The sequence below is a fragment of the Amycolatopsis iheyensis genome (assembly GCF_024703995.1).
Classification (GTDB): Bacteria; Actinomycetota; Actinomycetes; order Mycobacteriales; family Pseudonocardiaceae; genus Amycolatopsis; species Amycolatopsis iheyensis.
This window is the reverse complement of record NZ_JAMXQV010000026.1, coordinates 146,691-162,128: the sequence shown is the minus strand read 5'-3', so window position 1 is coordinate 162,128 and position 15,438 is coordinate 146,691. Positions and strand designations below refer to the sequence as shown.

General features: G+C 71.1%; 21 protein-coding genes and 1 pseudogene. 9 read left to right on the top strand and 13 right to left on the bottom strand.

Translation table 11 applies throughout. From position 1 onward, the window contains the following. Window positions 1-870, bottom strand: a pseudogene (locus tag M8542_RS38235) (glycohydrolase toxin TNT-related protein); the annotation flags it as partial. 223 nt (window positions 871-1,093) lie between these two features. On the opposite strand from M8542_RS38235, the gene M8542_RS38230 reads away from it, so the two are divergent. After that, a complete protein-coding gene (locus tag M8542_RS38230) occupies window positions 1,094-1,948 on the top strand; it encodes a bifunctional methylenetetrahydrofolate dehydrogenase/methenyltetrahydrofolate cyclohydrolase (RefSeq protein WP_257925224.1) in 855 nt (284 codons plus the stop codon). Next, the gene (locus M8542_RS38225; RefSeq protein WP_257925223.1) at window positions 1,948-2,271 is read left to right on the top strand and encodes a DUF3017 domain-containing protein; all 324 of its coding nucleotides are present in this window, start codon (window positions 1,948-1,950) and stop codon (window positions 2,269-2,271) included. Before M8542_RS38230 ends, M8542_RS38225 begins: the two co-directional genes overlap by 1 nt. Here M8542_RS38225 and M8542_RS38220 read toward each other — a convergent pair. Both M8542_RS38220 and M8542_RS38215 read right to left on the bottom strand, forming a co-directional pair. Then, window positions 2,268-3,449 carry an MFS transporter gene (locus M8542_RS38220; protein ID WP_257925222.1) on the bottom strand — a complete coding sequence of 394 codons (1,182 nt, stop codon included), beginning with the start codon at window positions 3,447-3,449 and terminating at the stop codon, window positions 2,268-2,270. The two genes, M8542_RS38225 and M8542_RS38220, sit on opposite strands and share 4 nt — an antisense overlap. A 197-nt stretch (window positions 3,450-3,646) precedes the next feature. Continuing rightward, a complete protein-coding gene (locus tag M8542_RS38215; RefSeq protein WP_257925221.1) occupies window positions 3,647-3,970 on the bottom strand; it encodes an ArsR/SmtB family transcription factor in 324 nt (107 codons plus the stop codon). 121 nt (window positions 3,971-4,091) lie between these two features. On the opposite strand from M8542_RS38215, the gene M8542_RS38210 reads away from it, so the two are divergent. Beyond that, window positions 4,092-5,258: an MFS transporter gene (locus M8542_RS38210; RefSeq protein WP_257925220.1), complete on the top strand. Its 1,167-nt coding sequence runs from the start codon at window positions 4,092-4,094 to the stop codon at window positions 5,256-5,258. Here the strand turns inward: M8542_RS38210 and M8542_RS38205 are convergent. Next, window positions 5,255-5,443 (bottom strand): DUF1918 domain-containing protein, encoded by a 189-nt coding sequence (locus M8542_RS38205; RefSeq protein ID WP_257925219.1) that lies wholly within the window; start codon window positions 5,441-5,443, stop codon window positions 5,255-5,257. The two genes, M8542_RS38210 and M8542_RS38205, sit on opposite strands and share 4 nt — an antisense overlap. 196 nt (window positions 5,444-5,639) lie before the next feature. On the opposite strand from M8542_RS38205, the gene M8542_RS38200 reads away from it, so the two are divergent. Continuing rightward, complete coding sequence (locus M8542_RS38200) at window positions 5,640-6,074, top strand: TrmH family RNA methyltransferase (RefSeq protein ID WP_257925218.1); 435 nt, start codon at window positions 5,640-5,642, stop codon at window positions 6,072-6,074. 23 nt (window positions 6,075-6,097) lie between these two features. After that, window positions 6,098-6,679, top strand: coding sequence for a hypothetical protein (locus M8542_RS38195; RefSeq protein ID WP_257925217.1), 582 nt, complete (start codon window positions 6,098-6,100; stop codon window positions 6,677-6,679). Here the strand turns inward: M8542_RS38195 and M8542_RS38190 are convergent. Both M8542_RS38190 and M8542_RS38185 read right to left on the bottom strand, forming a co-directional pair. Beyond that, on the bottom strand, window positions 6,676-7,257 hold the full coding sequence (locus M8542_RS38190; protein ID WP_257925216.1) for an HhH-GPD-type base excision DNA repair protein: 582 nt from the start codon (window positions 7,255-7,257) through the stop codon (window positions 6,676-6,678). The two genes, M8542_RS38195 and M8542_RS38190, sit on opposite strands and share 4 nt — an antisense overlap. 25 nt (window positions 7,258-7,282) lie before the next feature. Beyond that, window positions 7,283-8,059 (bottom strand): AraC family transcriptional regulator, encoded by a 777-nt coding sequence (locus M8542_RS38185; protein WP_257925215.1) that lies wholly within the window; start codon window positions 8,057-8,059, stop codon window positions 7,283-7,285. 50 nt (window positions 8,060-8,109) lie between these two features. Between M8542_RS38185 and M8542_RS38180 the strand changes: the two genes are divergently transcribed. Together M8542_RS38180 and M8542_RS38175 are read left to right on the top strand one after the other, a co-directional pair. Further along, the gene (locus tag M8542_RS38180; protein ID WP_257925214.1) at window positions 8,110-8,523 is read left to right on the top strand and encodes a DUF2000 domain-containing protein; all 414 of its coding nucleotides are present in this window, start codon (window positions 8,110-8,112) and stop codon (window positions 8,521-8,523) included. 84 nt (window positions 8,524-8,607) lie between these two features. After that, window positions 8,608-9,096: a hypothetical protein gene (locus M8542_RS38175; RefSeq protein ID WP_257925213.1), complete on the top strand. Its 489-nt coding sequence runs from the start codon at window positions 8,608-8,610 to the stop codon at window positions 9,094-9,096. Here the strand turns inward: M8542_RS38175 and M8542_RS38170 are convergent. From M8542_RS38170 to M8542_RS38155, 4 genes are read right to left on the bottom strand one after another with little or no spacing between them, the layout of a single operon-like run. After that, on the bottom strand, window positions 9,086-9,763 hold the full coding sequence (locus M8542_RS38170; RefSeq protein WP_257925212.1) for a hypothetical protein: 678 nt from the start codon (window positions 9,761-9,763) through the stop codon (window positions 9,086-9,088). The genes M8542_RS38175 and M8542_RS38170 overlap by 11 nt on opposite strands. After that, window positions 9,760-10,371: a class I SAM-dependent methyltransferase gene (locus M8542_RS38165; protein ID WP_257925211.1), complete on the bottom strand. Its 612-nt coding sequence runs from the start codon at window positions 10,369-10,371 to the stop codon at window positions 9,760-9,762. Before M8542_RS38165 ends, M8542_RS38170 begins: the two co-directional genes overlap by 4 nt. 9 nt (window positions 10,372-10,380) lie before the next feature. Beyond that, window positions 10,381-10,761, bottom strand: a complete 381-nt coding sequence (locus M8542_RS38160) for a DUF2203 domain-containing protein (RefSeq protein WP_257925210.1) — start codon at window positions 10,759-10,761, stop codon at window positions 10,381-10,383. 25 nt (window positions 10,762-10,786) lie between these two features. Continuing rightward, window positions 10,787-11,296: a hypothetical protein gene (locus M8542_RS38155; protein ID WP_257925209.1), complete on the bottom strand. Its 510-nt coding sequence runs from the start codon at window positions 11,294-11,296 to the stop codon at window positions 10,787-10,789. Between the two features lie 256 nt (window positions 11,297-11,552). On the opposite strand from M8542_RS38155, the gene M8542_RS38150 reads away from it, so the two are divergent. Together M8542_RS38150 and M8542_RS38145 are read left to right on the top strand one after the other, a co-directional pair. Beyond that, window positions 11,553-12,776 (top strand): NADP-dependent isocitrate dehydrogenase, encoded by a 1,224-nt coding sequence (locus M8542_RS38150; protein ID WP_257925208.1) that lies wholly within the window; start codon window positions 11,553-11,555, stop codon window positions 12,774-12,776. A 182-nt stretch (window positions 12,777-12,958) separates the two neighbouring features. After that, entirely contained in the window at window positions 12,959-13,255 is a 297-nt protein-coding gene (locus M8542_RS38145; protein ID WP_257925207.1) for an SH3 domain-containing protein, read from the top strand. 4 nt (window positions 13,256-13,259) lie between these two features. On the opposite strand, the gene M8542_RS38140 is transcribed toward M8542_RS38145, so the two are convergent. The 3 genes from M8542_RS38140 to M8542_RS38130 all read right to left on the bottom strand — a co-directional run bounded on the left by M8542_RS38140 (window position 13,260) and on the right by M8542_RS38130 (window position 15,419). Next, window positions 13,260-13,808 carry a permease gene (locus tag M8542_RS38140; protein ID WP_257925206.1) on the bottom strand — a complete coding sequence of 183 codons (549 nt, stop codon included), beginning with the start codon at window positions 13,806-13,808 and terminating at the stop codon, window positions 13,260-13,262. Window positions 13,809-13,887: 79 nt separating this feature from the next. Further along, complete coding sequence (locus M8542_RS38135; RefSeq protein ID WP_257925205.1) at window positions 13,888-14,463, bottom strand: TetR/AcrR family transcriptional regulator; 576 nt, start codon at window positions 14,461-14,463, stop codon at window positions 13,888-13,890. 242 nt (window positions 14,464-14,705) lie between these two features. Continuing rightward, window positions 14,706-15,419 (bottom strand): MBL fold metallo-hydrolase, encoded by a 714-nt coding sequence (locus M8542_RS38130; RefSeq protein ID WP_257925204.1) that lies wholly within the window; start codon window positions 15,417-15,419, stop codon window positions 14,706-14,708. Between the last annotated feature and the right edge of the window lie 19 nt (window positions 15,420-15,438).

Genomic DNA, 15,438 nt, shown 5'->3' with positions numbered 1-15,438 from the left:
GCCCTGCGGCGGCGGGCCGCCCGGGCGCTGCGGCGGCGGCTGGTTCCCGCGGGTCAGGTAGGCGCCCGCGGCCTGCAGCGTCGGCTCGTCGACCGGCGGCAGCTTGAAACCGACCGCGCGGATGTGCTCGACCAGGTCCGGCTCCGGCGAGACGCCGTACTTCTGCAGGTAGAAGTTGACCGCGGCGGGCCAGACCCACTGCCCGTCGCTGTGGAAGGCGACCGGCACGGTGGCCTCGGGCGCCGCGGCCAGCCGGTCGATGTCGTACCCGCGCTCGGTGACGACCAGCGGCGCGTGGTCGAGGTACTCGAGCAGCCGGTCCTGCTCGTCGACCTCCAGGTCGGGGCGGTTGATCACCGGCCGGCCGGCCGGGCCGACGGTGTCGAAGATCCGGGCGATCCGGAAGTGCGGCCCCGGCTGCTCCGGGCCGAGCCCGGACATCCGCCGGAACAGCCACTCGGGGACGTTCTCCTCCGTGCGGGGGAACATCCGCAGTTCGTCCGAATAGGCCTGCGGCGGCGGCGCGAGGTTCCACACCGGCTCGTCGCGGTTGTACTCGAGGTTGTAGCTCGACGGGTGGTCGAGCTGGTACCGCGCGTTGAACCACGTGCCGCGGCCGTCGCGGTACATGCCACCGCGCAGTCGGCCGAACAGCGTCGCGATGTCGTGCGTGGCGAGCCATTCGTGGGCCGTGCCGTCCTCGGTCACGATCTCGCCGGTCAGCTCGTGGTACCTGCCGACGGCTCGGTACTCCGCGGTGACCTTGCGCCAGTCGCGCGGGGCGGCACGCAGCAGGGCAAGGCCGATCTGCTTGACCAGGGTGTCCTGCTCGGTCGCGTTCAGCTGCGTCGTCGGTTGTGCCACCCGCACATTTTGACTGCTCGCGCGCGCGTGTGCACCCCGCATGTGGGTTTTGCCGCTCGGCGACCCGTCGGCACCCGGTCTGACCTCGCGTGATGCGAAGTGCCGTAGATCACAGCTTGATCGCGGTGAGCGTCGCGATTGGACCGTGTGGGGTAGCGGCCAGTCTACGGGCAGCGACCACCCACGCCTGGAAGCGACGCGCGGGGGTCGCTTTGCCAGAATGGGCCTCGTGACGGCGAAGATTCTCGACGGCAAGGCCACCAAGAACGCCATTTTCGCGGAGCTCGAGCCGCGCGTCGCGGCGCTGGCCGCGAAGGGGGTGACGCCGGGCCTGGGCACCGTCCTGGTCGGCGACGACCCCGGCTCGCACTCCTACGTGCGGATGAAGCACGCGGACAGCGGCAAGATCGGGGTCAACTCGATCCGCCGCGACCTGCCCGCGGACATCTCCCAGGAGAAGCTCGAAGCCGTCATCGACGAGCTGAACGCCGACCCGGCCTGCCACGGCTACATCGTCCAGCTGCCGCTGCCGAAGCACCTCGACGCGAACCGCGTCCTCGAGCGCATCGACCCGGAGAAGGACGCCGACGGCCTCGCCCCGGTCAGCCTCGGCCGCCTGGTGCTGGGCCAGCAGGGCGCGCTGCCGTGCACGCCGTACGGGATCATCGAGCTGCTCAAGCGGCACGGCGTCGAGCTGAACGGCGCGCGCGTCACCGTGGTCGGCCGCGGCATCACCGTCGGCCGGACGCTGGGGCTGCTGCTGACCCGCCGCAGCGAGAACTCGACGGTGACCCTGTGCCACACCGGCACCCGCGACCTCGCCGCCGAGGTCCGCCGGGCGGACATCGTGGTCGCCGCGGCGGGCGTGCCGGGGATCATCACGCCGGACATGGTCGCGCCGGGCGCGGCGGTGCTCGACGTCGGCGTGTCCCACGTGGACGGCAAGCTCACCGGCGACGTTCACCCGGACGTGGCCGACGTGGCCGGCTGGATCTCGCCGAACCCCGGCGGGGTCGGCCCGATGACCCGGGCGATGCTCGTGAGCAACGTCGTGGAAGCGGCCGAACGCTCGGTCCAAGGCTGATGACGATGACCGAAGACCGGCGGGACGTGCACGACCGCCGGGGCGGCCGGGCCCGGTTCACCCAGCTGCCGTTCGCGGCGGTGCTGCTGGTGGTGGCCGTGGCGGCGCTGCGGATCGTCCAGTACCACTGGCGGGAGGGCGCGGCGCTGATCGGCGCCGCGCTCCTCCTCGCCGCGGTCCTGCGGGCGGTGCTGCCGACGGGTCGGGCCGGGCTGCTCGTGATCCGCGGCAAGGTCGTGGACATCGTGACCTACACCGGACTGGCGGCAGCGGTGCTGTACGTGGCCTTGACGATCATCGGCGGCCCGTTCGCGTCTTCTTAGGACGCCATCGCGAGCTCACGTCGTTCGGCCTTGGCCTCGCGGCGGTCCAAAGTGCCCGAAACGATGGCCAGCGACAGCCCGAACACCGCCAGCAGCGCGCCGACCCAGTTCGGGGCGACCAGGCCGAGCCCGCCCGCGATCACCAGCCCGCCGAGGTACGCCCCGATCGAGTTGGCGATGTTGAACGCGGACTGGACGGCCGCCGACACCAGGGACGGCGTGCCGCCCGCCTTCTCCATGATCCGCGCCTGCATCATCGGGCCGATCATGAACCCGGCGACGCCGACGAAGAAGATCGTGATCGCCGCGCCGACCTTGCCCTGCGCGGTGATCGTGAAGATCCCGAGCACGCAGGCCAGCGACAGCAGCGCCGCGTACAGGCCCGGCATCAGCGCGCGGTCGGCCAGCCGGCCGCCGAGCAGGTTGCCGATCGTCATGCCGACGCCGGCCAGGGACAGCAGCAGCGTGACGTTCGACGGCGAGTAGCCGGCGACGTCGGTCAGCATCGGTGTGATGTAGGACAGGCAGGCGAACACGCCGCCCAGCCCGAACGTGACGATCGCCAGCGCCAGGTGCACCTGCGGCCGCTTGAACGCGCCGAGCTCACCCCGCAGCGACGCGTCGGCGGGCCGGCCCTGGTGCGGAACGAGCTTCCAGATCGCCGCGGCGGCGACCAGGCCGATCACGGCGACGACGCCGAAGGTTGCGCGCCAGCCGACCTGCTGGCCCAGCAGCGTCCCGAGCGGAACGCCGATGACGTTCGCCAGGGTCAGCCCCAGGAACATCATCGACACGGCCTTGGCGCGCTGGCCGGGTCCGACCAAACTGGACGCGACGACCGCGCCGGCGCCGAAGAACGCGCCGTGCGGCAGGCCGGCGAGGAACCGGAACGCGACGCCGAACTCGTGGTTGGGCGACAGCGCGAACAGGGCGTTGCCCAGCGTGAACAGGCCCATCATCGCCAGCAGCATGGTCTTGCGCGGCAGCCGGACGGCGACCGCGGTGAGCAGCGGGGCGCCGACGACCACGCCGAGGGCGTAGGCGGAGATGAGGTAGCCGGCGGTCGGGATGTCGACGCCGAAGTCGGCGGCCGCCTGGGGCAGCACGCCCATCATGACGAACTCGGTGGTCCCGATGCCGAAAGCTCCGATGGCGAGCGCGAGCAGCGCGACGGGCACGGCACTCCTTCCAGGGTTGAGAAATCGATTACTTGGCCGATCTCGTGGTCGAGGTCACTGGATCGGTTCAGTGAAGCTTCATAAGGAAAGGCAGCCGCATGGCCCCAGCGCCGTGAGCTGCCTACGCCCAGTCCAACAAGCGAGCGGGGTCGTTGTCATCCCGATATCGGGTGACGATCCACACCGTAACGGCGGAGTCAGCGCTGAGCGGCCAGAACGCCGTTGAGCAGGCCGGGGAAGAGGGTGTCGAGGTCGTTGCGCCGCAACGAGTTGTACCGGGTCGTCCCCTCCTGGCGGCCGGCGACGACCCCGGCCTGGCGCAGGATGCTCAGGTGGTGGGTGATTGTGGACTTGGTCACCGGCACGGTCAGCGCGCCGCACGCGAGTTCGCAGTCCGCCGCCGCGAGCTGGCGCACGATGCCCAGTCGCACCGGGTCGGCCAGCGCGCGAAGCACGCCTTCGACGGTGATCTCGTCCAGCTCGGGGTGGACGATCGGCGGCAGTGCGGCGGTCTTGGCCATGAGGCCCAGTGTACGTCTTTGTACGACGCCGGTCGAAATTGTCGGAGCCGCGTAGTACGGTGATTGTCGAACTACGACGTTCGTCGAACCAATCACCTGTTCCGCTTGGGGGATCCTGCCCATGTCCACACCCTCGCCTTCGAGGATCTCGGTGCTGGCCTTCGGCGCGTTCGGCGTCGGGACCAGCGGCTACATCGTCGCCGGGCTGCTGCCCGCGCTGACCGGGGAGCTGCAGGTCTCGGCGACCGCCGCCGCTCAGCTCGTCACGGCCTTCGCCATCGCGTACGCGGTCGGCTCGCCGATCTTCGCCGCCGTCACCGGCACCTGGGAACGCCGGACGCTGCTGGTCGCCGCGCTCGTCGTCACCGCCGCCGGCAACCTGTTCGCCGCGCTCGCGCCCGGCTACGGCACGCTCCTGGTGGCCCGGGTGGTGACCGCGATCGGCGCCGCGGTGTTCACGCCCGCGGCGAGTGCCGTCGCGGCCCAGCTGACCGCCCCGGAACGCCGGGGCCGCGCGATCGCGCTCGTGTTCGGCGGCTTGACCGTCGCCCTCATCTTCGGCGTGCCGCTGGGCAGCCTGATCTCGCAGCACCTCGGCTACCGGACGGCGTTCGCGCTGGTCGCGGCGTTCTCGCTGGCGAGCGCGCTGGCCGTGCGGGCGGCGCTGCCCGTGGTCGCCGCGCCGCCGCGGGTCACCCTGGCCGAGCGGTTCGCCGCGGGCCGCGACCCGCGTGTGCTCGTCATGCTGGCGGTGACGGTCCTCGGCTGCCTGGCCGCGTTCATGGTCTACACGTTCGTGTCACCGCTGCTGGCCGCGACCGCGGGCCTGCACGGCACGGCGGTCACGGTGCTGCTCTTCTGCTACGGCGTCGGCGGCGCGGTTGGCAACTTCGCCGGCGGCCGGGCGGCCGACCGCTGGGGTTCGCGCGCGCCGCTGCTCGTCGTGACGGCCTCGATCACCGTCGTCATGGCGCTGCTGCCGATCGCGACGACGACCCCGGTCGCGGCCGGCGTCGCGCTGTTCGTGTGGGGCATGGCGACGTGGTCGTTCAGCCCGCCGGTGCAGCACCGGCTGATCGAGCTGGCCCCGAGCCACGCCGGCCTGGTGCTCTCGCTCAACGCGTCGGCGATCTACCTCGGCGTCGGCCTGTCCGGCGTGGTCGGGGGCGCGGTGCTCGACTCCGGCGGCCCGCTGGTGCTGCCCGAGGTCGCGGCCGCGTTGACGCTGCTCGCGCTGCTGCTCGTCAGCGCGGCGTGGGGCCGGGTCCGCGAGCCGGTGGCCGCTTAATCGGCGTGGGCCTGGACTTCGCAGTCCGGCCCGGGGTAGACGAGTCCTTCGTGCCCGTCGGCGAACCGCACGAGATACGGCGGGGCGCCGTCGGGCCCGCGGACTTCGAGGATCTCGCCGCGCTGCTCGGCCGACCCGACGGTACGGCCGTGTACCTGGATTTGGTCGCCCACTCCTGCGTGCATGGGACGTCACCTCCGGGTCCAGCGTAGGAGCGCGAACCCGCCCGCGGTCCCGGCGAACGGGTTAGAATCCCCGTATGAGCACAGAATTCGGAGGCTTCGCGCCTCGGCGCCGGTGAGCCCCGCGGTCCGGGTCCGCACGCCGAGCGAGCTGCGGAAGTCCCGGCGAACCAAAGCACATCCCTGTTGGGGCCACCTGGTGGCCGCCCCGCTCTGGCCGTTGCACGGCGTCAACCTCGGCACGTTGTTGCGCACCTGCGACGCGGTCGGCGCGTGCCTCGCGGTGCCGCGGCACCCGTGGGTCCCGGAGGCGCTGCGGCGCGGGAACACGTTGCGGCGCCCGGCATGCGTGCACTGGGTGCACGACCCGCCGGGCTGGCTGGCGCGCGAACGCGCGGCGGGCACCCGGGTGGTCGGCGTCGAGCTGGCGGAGGAAGCGGTGCGGCTGGGAGACCTCCCGGCCGCCCGCGGCCGCACGATCGCCGTGCTCGGCCACGAGCAGACCGGGATCCCGCCCGAGGCTCTCGACCTTCTGGACACCGTCGTCGAAATCCCGATGGTCGGGATGGGGGCGAGCCTCAACGTCGCGGTGGCCGGCAGTTTGGTCCTGTACAAACTCGCCGGCCTGCTGTGAGAAGCTCGAACGGCGGTGATCTCGTGGAACCGCTCGGGTCCACTTCGGACAGTGCACGGCAACTCGCGGGTGCGGTCGCGGAGAACGCGACCTGGTGCGATCTCGTCTGCGGCGGCCACTTCGGCCCGCGAGCGTGGACGAGCCGCACCCGCACGCGCGAGTTCTACCCGGACGCGGTGACCCTCACCCCGGCTGCCACGGCCGCGGACATCCTGCCGTTCGTCGACGGCTCACCCGGCTGCTCGGTGAAGGACAGCTTCGCGACGCTGACGCTGCCGGGCTTCTCGGTCCTGTTCGAGGCGACGTGGCTCGCGTGCGGCCCCGGCGTTCCCGAGCCGGGCTGGCAGCGCGCGGCTTCGCCGCTGGGCCCGACGGTGGCGTTGCTGTCGCACGGCGAGAACACGGTGGTGGCGCATCGCGGCGAGGGAGTCGTCGGGCTGTCGAACTTCGAGGGCCCGGCAACGGGCTGGCCGGGCGCGGTGGCGGCGGTGGCGTCGGCGTTCCCGGGAGTCCCGGTGGTCGGCTACGAACACGGCGACGCGTTGCGGGTCGCGTTGGACCACGGCGGTGCGCCGCTGGGCCCGCTGCGCGTCTGGGTGCGCTAGCCCGCCTTGGCCGCGGCCTTGGCGGCCTTCTTGAACGCCCGCACCTCGGCGAGCGTCTCGGCGCTGGTGACGTCGGCGATCGACCGGCGGGAGCCGCGGTCGCCGTACGCGCCCGCCGTCTCGCGCCAGCCCTTCGGCTGGATGCCGCGCTGCTTGCCCAGCAGCGCCAGGAAGATCTTCGCCTTCTGCTCGCCGAAGCCGGGCAGGGCGCGCAGACGCTTGAGGACCTCCGGCCCGTCCGGCTTCGGGCGTCCGTCGAGCCAGATGCCCTCGGTGCGGCCGTCGTAGTTCTCGATGATGTGCTGGGCGAGCGCGTGCACGCGGCGGGCCATCGAACCCCCGTAGCGGTGGATGGCCGGCGGCACGACGCACATCTCGACGAACGTCTCGACGTCGGTGCCGGCGATCTTCGCGAGGGAGAAGCCCGCCATCCGGTCGGCGATCTTGCGCGGTCCGGCGAAGGCGTGCTCCATGGGGTACTGCTGGTCGAGAAGCATGCCGACGAGCAGGGCGAACGGGTCGTCGTTGAGCAGCTTGTCGGCCGCCGGGTCGCCGGTCAGGTGCAGTTCGCGCAGCATGCGGTCATCTTGACACAAACCCGGGTCAGCGAGCCTTCGAGTACCGCGCCGGCGTCGTCCCCAGATACCGCTTGAAGTGCCGCGTCAAGTGCGCCTGATCGGTGAACCCGGTGACCGCCGCGACCTCCGCCGCCGGGGCGCCGGCCAGCAGCAGCCGCCGGGCGCGGTCGACGCGGCGGCCCGTCAGGTAGCGGTGGGGTGGCAGCCCGAACCGCGCCCCGAAACTCCGCACCAGGTACGCCGGGTGCGCCCCCAGCGTCGACGCCGCTTCGGCGAGGGTCAGCGCGTCCGGCAGGCGGGCGTCCAGGAGCTCTCGCAGCTCGTCGGCGAGGCCGCGCTTCGGCTCGTGGGTGGCCGGGCGGCCCAGGTGGACGCGCAGCCGGTCCGCGACCAGCGCGAGCCGGCTCTCCGCCTCCAGCGCGTCGCCGGCGTCGGCCAGGGACGCGTGCAGCTGGTGGATGCGGGTGCGCAGGAGGCCGTCGGCGAGGCTCGGCTGGTCCACCGCCGCGCCGATGAGGTCCTCGCCCAGCACCGACGTCTCCAGGTAGAGCACGCGCTTGCGGAAGCCGTGGCTGGTCGCGGCGCGGCCGTCGTGCGCGACGTTCGGGGGCAGCAGCGTCACCGCCGGGCCGAGCGCGCCGTGGTGGTGGCGGTCGAGGTCGTAGCGGATGACGCCGTCGTCGACGATCAGCAGCGTCCACGTGTCGTGCGTGTGCAGTGGGTAGGCGTGCGTGGTGAAGCGGGCGTGGAAGACCTCGGCGATCCCCGGGACCGCCGGCCGCCAAGCTTCCACGTGGGCCATGTCAAGAACGTACAAGACGTGCCGGTGGCCGGCGGGCGAGTCTTTCCGGCATGAGTTCCTTCGACACGAAGATCGCCGTCCTGCTCCGCGACGACCTGGCGTCCTGGCAGCGGCTCAACGTCACCGCGTTCCTGGTGAGCGGGATCGCCCACGTGACGCCGGAGCTGATGGGCGAGCCCTACGAAGACGCCGACGGCACCGGGTACCTGCCGATGTTCGGCCAGCCCGTGCTGGTGTTCTCCGGCACCGGCGACGTCCTGACCGCGGCGCACACCCGGGCGCTGGGCCGCGGCCTGCGCATCTCGATCTTCACCGACGAGCTGTTCCACACGGGCAACGACGTCGACAACCGGGCGGCGGTGCGCGCGGTGCCGGGGGAGAAGCTGGCGCTGGCCGGGCTGGCGGTGCACGGCCCGAAGAACGCCGTGGACAAGATCCTCAAGGGCGCTTCGCTGCACCGGTGAGTAGAAACCCCCTGTCCGGGCCTGCCGGACGCTGGCAGCATGATCGCCAGTGCCGCGGAGAGCGGCTCGGACTGGGGAGGTTCCGTGAATCCACTTCGTCGTGCGTGCGTGGTCATGACGGCGGCGGCCGGGCTGGGCCTGGCGCTCGTGCCGGTCGCCTCGGCGGACCCGGTGCAGACCGTCGACTACGCTTCGGAAGACGGCGCTTGGCCGCTGCAGGGCAGTGCGCACTACTCGGCGCCGGGCGACGAGATCGCGGTCTGGGAGTACGACGGCCGGCTGAAGATCGACGTCCAGTCCGGCTTCAAGGACCTGCGCGTCGAGCTGAGCGCGCCGGCGGGGGAGTCCCTGCACACCGGCACCTACACGGGCGCGCGGTTCCGCGGCCAGAGCGACCCGGCGCTGAGCACACCGGGCATCTTCGTGGTCACCGGCAGCCGCGGCTGCGGCGACCCGTACGCCGACTTCACGATCGACCGCCTCGACGCGACGGGTGTCGACGTCACGTTCGTCCAGCGCTGCGGCACCCCGGACGGCCCGGCGACGCGCGGCGAGGTCCACTTCACTGCCTGAGCCGGTCGACCGGCGGCAACGCTCCGGTGCGCACCCACTCGACCCAGTCGCCGGGCCGGAACACGCAGTTGCCCGACCACACGCGCCCCGCGTGCCGGCCGGACAACCGCACGGCCCGCCACAGGTCGTCGTCGGCGTCGTGACGCTCGAAGGTGACGCGGTCCGCGGAGGTCGCGCAGAAGACGCCGGTTCGTGAGTTCGCCAGCCGGTCCCGGCGCTGGAGGAACCAGCCGTCGGGATCGGCGGGCGTGCCCGCCGGACCGCCCAAGGTGCGCCAAACGACATCGGGACCGAGCGGTGGCACCTCGGCCAAGTCGAAGGTGCAAGCGTTTGCGGACGGCTCGGGAAGCACCACTCGACGCTCGGTCCGCAGCCGGGCGAGTTCGAACGCGGCAGCTGTCACGCGGATCCGCAGCGGTGCGAAGAACTCGACCGTCACGAGCCCGTCGTGCTCCCAGCTCGCCGGCTCTTCGACGCAGTGCGCCGCGTCCGGCGGCTCGGCCATGACCAGCTCGCCGGGGTCGGCACTCAGCTCGAAGACCTCGACGACGGACACCTCACCCGGCACCCGCCGGTAGTCCGCGTACGCCTCGAGCACCAGCGAGACCCGGCTCCGCTCGGCGACCGCCGAGATCAGGTGGCCGTCCGCGAAGCGTTCGAGGTTCACGGCGCCGTCGCGTGCACCACGAACACGCTCCGGACCCGGCTCCCGTCGGTGACCGTGAAGGTCTTCGCGGAGACGTCCACGAAGCCGGCGGCCAGCGCGCCCGCCCCGGCTTCGTCGATCGGGAACGTGATGTCCTTCGGCACGAACGCCTCGAACGGCCCCGACGGCTTGAACCGCGCCCCGGACACCACCGAGAACGCCAGCCGCCCGCCCGGGCGCAGCACCCGCAGCCAGTCCTCGAACGCGACCGCGCCCAGGAAGTGCAGCGACGACGCGCACAGCACGACGTCGGCCGAACCGTCGGCGGCCGGCATCGGCACCGCCGGGCCGACCTGCCACTCGATCAGCCCCGACGGGTCCAGCGAAGGCGCCTTGGCGCGAGCCCGGTCGACCATCGCCGGCGACAAGTCGACAGCCAGCACGCGCGACGGCTTCAAACGCAGTGCCGCGAAGGCCGCGAAGCCGGTTCCGGTGGCGACGTCGAGGACGAGCCCGGGCGAGTCGGGCAGCGGCGAAACCAGTGCCTCCGCCACCTGGGCGTGGAAGGTGTCTTCGTCGTAGTGCTCGGCGGTCTCGTCGAAGAAGTCGGCGCGGGTTTTGTCGTCCACCGACTCAACCTAGTCGGCGGCACCAGCGGTTTTCAGCCGCCGACGGCCCGCGAAGCCGAGGTCGGTGCGGTGGTACCAGCCCAGCTCCGGGTCGCCTTCGAGCCAGCACAGCAGGACGTCGACCCCGTCGAGCTCGGCCGGGAAGTCCACCAGCAGCGGCGCGAACCCCTTCAGCTCGGCGCCGGTGTGCTGCACCGTCGTCATCAGGTCGTCGAGCCGGGCCTGCGCGGCCTTCCACTCCGGCAGCCCGCCCAGCTCCGTGGCCCGGCCACCCGGGCGCAGTGACGCGGCGAGCTCGGCCGCGTCGGCGCGGACGCGCACCAGTTCGTCGAGGACCGGGCGCAGCCGCGCCAGTTCGTCACGTGCCTCCGCGACGGTGAACAAACCCATCGGCCGATGATCCCACCGGCGCGCCTCAGGCTTCGCGCCGCCGCCGGACCAGCGCGTTGGCCAGGCCGCTGCCCACGAGCAGGAAGCCCACGCCGAGCAGCCCGCCGATGAACAGGAAGTCCATCACGCCGTAGGCGATGTCGCTCTTCGGCATCAGGTTCACCAACCGGAAGCCCCATTCCGGCATGGCCATCGCGGCGACCCCCGGCAGCACGCCGTAGATCAGCCCGCCCAGGATCGGGCCGACCGCCGACAGCGCCCCGAGCGCGGCGACGACCAGCAGCAGGATCGCCCCGCCGGCCAGCAGCGCGATGCCCAGCGCGTCGCGGTTGGTGCTGAGCGTGGCCTGGATCAGCTGCTGCTGGCGCAGCCCGCCCCAGCTCAGCAGCCCGAGCGCGACCGGCGTGAGCAGGAGCCCGCCCAGCGCGCTGACCAGGTGGGCGACACCTCGGCGCGGCCGCTCGTCGAGCGTGTCAGCGGACTCTTCGTAGTCTTCGTAATCGTCTTCGTAGTCGGCGTACCGATGGGTCGACATGGCCGTCACCTCCCGCATGATGAGTTCACGGGTGGCATCGTGCCTTGGTTCACCTCTTCGCGCGACGGTCGCTCGGCGAGCGGTCGGATCGGGCGAACGGCGGTACCGCCCCGTGAGCCGCGCCACAAACGGCGGGTGGAGACTTGATACCGACCACTACTGGAACCATCCAGCTCCGTCAAGCAGTACGCTTGTACCGCTACCGGCGAGACGTATCGAAGCAACGCGAAGATCCGCGGAAGGAGCACCGCTGCTCATGGCCAAGATCAAGGTCCAGGGCACCGTCGTCGAACTCGACGGCGATGAGATGACCCGAATCATCTGGCAGTTCATCAAGGACAAGCTGATCCACCCGTACCTGGACGTGAACCTGGACTACTACGACCTGGGCATCGAGGAGCGGGACCGCACCGACGACCAGGTCACGGTCGACTCGGCGAACGCCATCAAGAAGCACGGCGTGGGCGTCAAGTGCGCCACCATCACCCCCGACGAAGCACGCGTCGAAGAGTTCGGCCTCAAGAAGATGTGGCTGTCCCCGAACGGGACCATCCGCAACATCCTCGGCGGCGTCATCTTCCGCGAGCCGATCGTCATCCAGAACATCCCGCGCCTGGTGCCGACGTGGACCAAGCCGATCATCATCGGCCGCCACGCCCACGGTGACCAGTACAAGGCCACCAACTTCAAGGTGCCAGGCCCGGGCAAGCTGACCGTCAGCTACACCCCGGACGACGGCTCCGAGCCGATGGAGTTCCAGGTCGCGCAGTTCCCCGAGGGCGGCGGCGTCGCCATGGGGATGTACAACTTCAAGAAGTCCATCGAGGACTTCGCGCGCGCGTCGCTGCAGTACGGCCTCGACCGCGGCCTGCCGGTGTACCTCTCCACGAAGAACACGATCCTCAAGGCCTACGACGGCCAGTTCAAGGACGTCTTCGAGGAGATCTTCCAGAACGAGTTCAAGGCGGACTTCGACGCCAAGGGCATCTCCTACGAGCACCGCCTGATCGACGACATGGTCGCCGCGGCGATGAAGTGGGAGGGCGGCTACGTCTGGGCGTGCAAGAACTACGACGGTGACGTCCAGTCCGACACGGTCGCGCAGGGCTTCGGCTCGCTCGGCCTGATGACGTCGGTGCTGCGCACGCCGGACGGCCGGACCGTCGAGGCCGAGGCCGCGCACGGCACGGTCACCCGGCACTACCGCCAGCACCAGCAGGGCAAGCCGACGTCGACGAACCCGATCGCGTCGATCTACGCCTGGACCCGCGGCCTCGAGCACCGCGGCAAGCTGGATGGCAACCAGGAGCTCATCGGCTTCGCGAACAAGCTGGAAGAGGTCGTCGTCGAGACGGTCGAGGCCGGCCAGATGACGAAGGACCTGGCGCTGCTGATCAGCAAGGACCAGCCGTTCCAGACGACCGAGGAGTTCCTCGCGACGCTGGACGACAACCTGGCGAAGAAGATCGCCCAGGGCTGAGTCTTTTTCGAAGGAAGCCCCCTTTTCGGTTTAGGCCGGGAAGGGGGCTTCTTCGTGTACAGCGCGTCACCCCGGAGTGACTTGACTGGCGCCTCCGGGTGGTTGCTGCGTCCGGCGCTGTCGGTGCGGGTAAAGGATTGCCTACCCTTGGCAGAGGACGGGGCTCGCGGTTGGAGGAAGGCATGTCGAAGAAGACTCTGATCATCTTGGGCGCCATCGTCCTGGTCGTCATCGTCTACGTGATGAACACGGACAAGCAGGCCTCGGGGGCGTCGGCCACGGGCTGCAAGGTGACGGTGACGGCGGACGTCCTGAACGCCCGCGAAACGGCCGACGGCAACGCCAAGATCGTCGGCAAGTACCTGCGTGACGCCCAGTTCGACGCGCTGCCGGGCGTGCAGAACGGCTTCCGGAAGGTGGCCGACGACAAGTGGGTGGCCGCCGCGTTCACCGAGCCGGTCGCCGGTTCCGCCTGCTGAGTCGCTACACGCCGAGCAGGTCGGCCGCGAGCGTGAAGACGCCGAAGGCCGCGGCCGACAGGCCGAGCGTGCGAGCGCGCTTGGGGTCGCGTTTCGCGGCGGCGCGCCAGTAGAGGCCGATGCCGACGGCCAGCATGAGCAGCTCGACGACGGCCGACACGGCCGGCAGCCGCCACAGCCCGAAGCCGAACGTGGGCAGGTCACCCGCGTTGCCGGGCAGGATCGGCAGGTCGGCGCGGTGCACGACGAGGTCGAGCAGCCAGTGCGAGAAGGCCACACCGGCCAGGATCAGGCCGGCGTCCCGGCCCAGCCGCCATGCCGCGACAGCGCCGAAGAGCGCCGAGAGAACCAGCGCGCCGACGAGCGAGTGCGTGTAGTCGGCGTGGATGACGCCACCGCCGTAGCCGGCGCCGTCGACCGTCTCGATGCCGCTGAGGAAGAGTGGGACGAAGACGACGTCGAGCCAGGCCGTGGCCAGCATGAGCGTCCAGACGGGGATGGCGGGCCGCCCGGCCTTGACGGCGGCGGCGAGCCCGAAGTGCCCGGCGATCATCTGCGTGCCTCCGTCCAGGGGAAGCGGGCGTCGAGCACACCCAGCACGACGACGAAGAGGAGTAAGGCGAGGACGAAGCTCATGGTTTCTCCGAATAGGTTTCGATGCCTTGGACGAGCATGGTTTTGAGGACTTCGAAGCTCTCGGCGACGTCCTCGGGACGCCCGAAGCCGCCGGAGGCTTCGAGCCCGGCGAAGCCGTGGACCGCGGCGCGGAGACAGCGGGTCGCGTGGACGGCCTGCTCGTGACCGAAGCCGAAGGGCCGCAGAACGGCGAACACGACTTCGGCGACGGCGTGGGTGGCCCGGCTGAGTTCGCTGTCGGTCTCGTTCGGTGCGGTGGCCAGGGCGTTGGTGCGGTGCGGATGGCGGCGCAGGTAGGCGCGGTAGGCGTCGGCGAGGGCTCGGACGGCGTCGGCGCCCTCGCGTCCGGTGGCGGCTTCGCGGAGGGTTTCGCTCATTTCCCGGACGACCCGGAGGTCGATCAGCCGCCGCAGGTCGGCGAGGTTCTTGACGTGCTTGTAGAGCGAGGGGGCGGCGACGTTGGCGCGCTCGGCGACCTTGGCGAGCGTGAGGGCTTCGGGGCCGGCGTCGTCGATTTCGGCCAGGGCCAGGTCGACCACCGCTTCGGTGGTCAGGCCCGCTCTAGGAGACATGGTGGCTACTCTTCATAGCTTGAAAGCTAATGTTCGTAGCTTCGGCGGTCAAGCCCCGGTTTTTGTCGGTGGTGGCTGCTAGAACTTCTTCAGGTCGAAAGGAGGCGAACGCCCGGGGAGCGGGTGACAACTGAATGCGGCGGGTTCGGCGGGTGTCCGCGGGGTCTCCAGGGGGAGTTCCGCGGGCGGCCCGAGGCGGGTGGCCGAGAGGGTCGAGCCAGGGGACCGCGCTCTGACGGGGGTCAGAGCGCGACGGTCAGGCCCTCTTCGGCCACCAGGACTTCGCCGCCGAACTCGGCGCGGGCTTCCTCGGCCGCGGCCGCGCGGTCGGTGCCCGGCCAGAAGTGGGTCAGCATCAGCCGTCGAGCCCTGGCCCGCGTGGCCCAGTGCCCGGCTTCCGCGGCCGTCATCAAGAAGCGAGGCTCCCCCTCCGCCGGTGGGGTGCGGAGGGTGGCGTCGCAGATGAACAGGTCCGCGTCGCGGCCGAGGTCGGCCAGTGCCGGCGAAGGACCAGTGTCGCCCGTGTACGCCACCGTCAGGCCGGGTGTGCTCAGGCGCACGCCGAAGTTCGGCACGTAGTGCGGCAACGACTGCGTCGTGAGGCGGAACGGGCCGAGGTCGGCCGGTGCGCCGAGGTCGTGGAGCTCGAACACCTCGGACGGGTCCGGCCGCGGCTCGAGCCACCGGTGGGTGCTCGGCGTGCAGTACAACGGGAGCCGTGGTCCGTCGCCGTAGTACGATGCCCGCCCGAGCGCGCTCACGTCGGCGCAGTGGTCCGGATGCTCGTGCGTCACCACCACCGCGTCGGGCAGGCCGTGGCCGAACAGACGGGACGCCGCGCCGTAGCCGAGGTCGAGGACCACGCGAAACCCGTTGTGCGCCAGCAGGAAACCCGCGCACGCCCGCCCCGGCTCCGGGAACGCCCCGCAGCTGCCGAGCACCGTCAGCTCACCCATGCCCGGCAGTCTGGCAGAG

What these genes read in the sequence shown, in the direction of transcription:
- M8542_RS38225 (WP_257925223.1), top strand. Translation starts at nt 1,948, where the DNA reads ATGACGATGACCGAAGACCGGCGGGACGTGCACGACCGCCGGGGCGGC.
- M8542_RS38215 (WP_257925221.1), bottom strand. Translation starts at nt 3,970, where the DNA reads ATGGCCAAGACCGCCGCACTGCCGCCGATCGTCCACCCCGAGCTGGAC.
- M8542_RS38210 (WP_257925220.1), top strand. Translation starts at nt 4,092, where the DNA reads ATGTCCACACCCTCGCCTTCGAGGATCTCGGTGCTGGCCTTCGGCGCG.
- M8542_RS38205 (WP_257925219.1), bottom strand. Translation starts at nt 5,443, where the DNA reads ATGCACGCAGGAGTGGGCGACCAAATCCAGGTACACGGCCGTACCGTC.
- M8542_RS38190 (WP_257925216.1), bottom strand. Translation starts at nt 7,257, where the DNA reads ATGCTGCGCGAACTGCACCTGACCGGCGACCCGGCGGCCGACAAGCTG.
- M8542_RS38185 (WP_257925215.1), bottom strand. Translation starts at nt 8,059, where the DNA reads ATGGCCCACGTGGAAGCTTGGCGGCCGGCGGTCCCGGGGATCGCCGAG.
- M8542_RS38180 (WP_257925214.1), top strand. Translation starts at nt 8,110, where the DNA reads ATGAGTTCCTTCGACACGAAGATCGCCGTCCTGCTCCGCGACGACCTG.
- M8542_RS38160 (WP_257925210.1), bottom strand. Translation starts at nt 10,761, where the DNA reads ATGGGTTTGTTCACCGTCGCGGAGGCACGTGACGAACTGGCGCGGCTG.
- M8542_RS38155 (WP_257925209.1), bottom strand. Translation starts at nt 11,296, where the DNA reads ATGTCGACCCATCGGTACGCCGACTACGAAGACGATTACGAAGACTAC.
- M8542_RS38150 (WP_257925208.1), top strand. Translation starts at nt 11,553, where the DNA reads ATGGCCAAGATCAAGGTCCAGGGCACCGTCGTCGAACTCGACGGCGAT.
- M8542_RS38145 (WP_257925207.1), top strand. Translation starts at nt 12,959, where the DNA reads ATGTCGAAGAAGACTCTGATCATCTTGGGCGCCATCGTCCTGGTCGTC.
- M8542_RS38140 (WP_257925206.1), bottom strand. Translation starts at nt 13,808, where the DNA reads ATGATCGCCGGGCACTTCGGGCTCGCCGCCGCCGTCAAGGCCGGGCGG.
- M8542_RS38135 (WP_257925205.1), bottom strand. Translation starts at nt 14,463, where the DNA reads ATGTCTCCTAGAGCGGGCCTGACCACCGAAGCGGTGGTCGACCTGGCC.
- M8542_RS38130 (WP_257925204.1), bottom strand. Translation starts at nt 15,419, where the DNA reads ATGGGTGAGCTGACGGTGCTCGGCAGCTGCGGGGCGTTCCCGGAGCCG.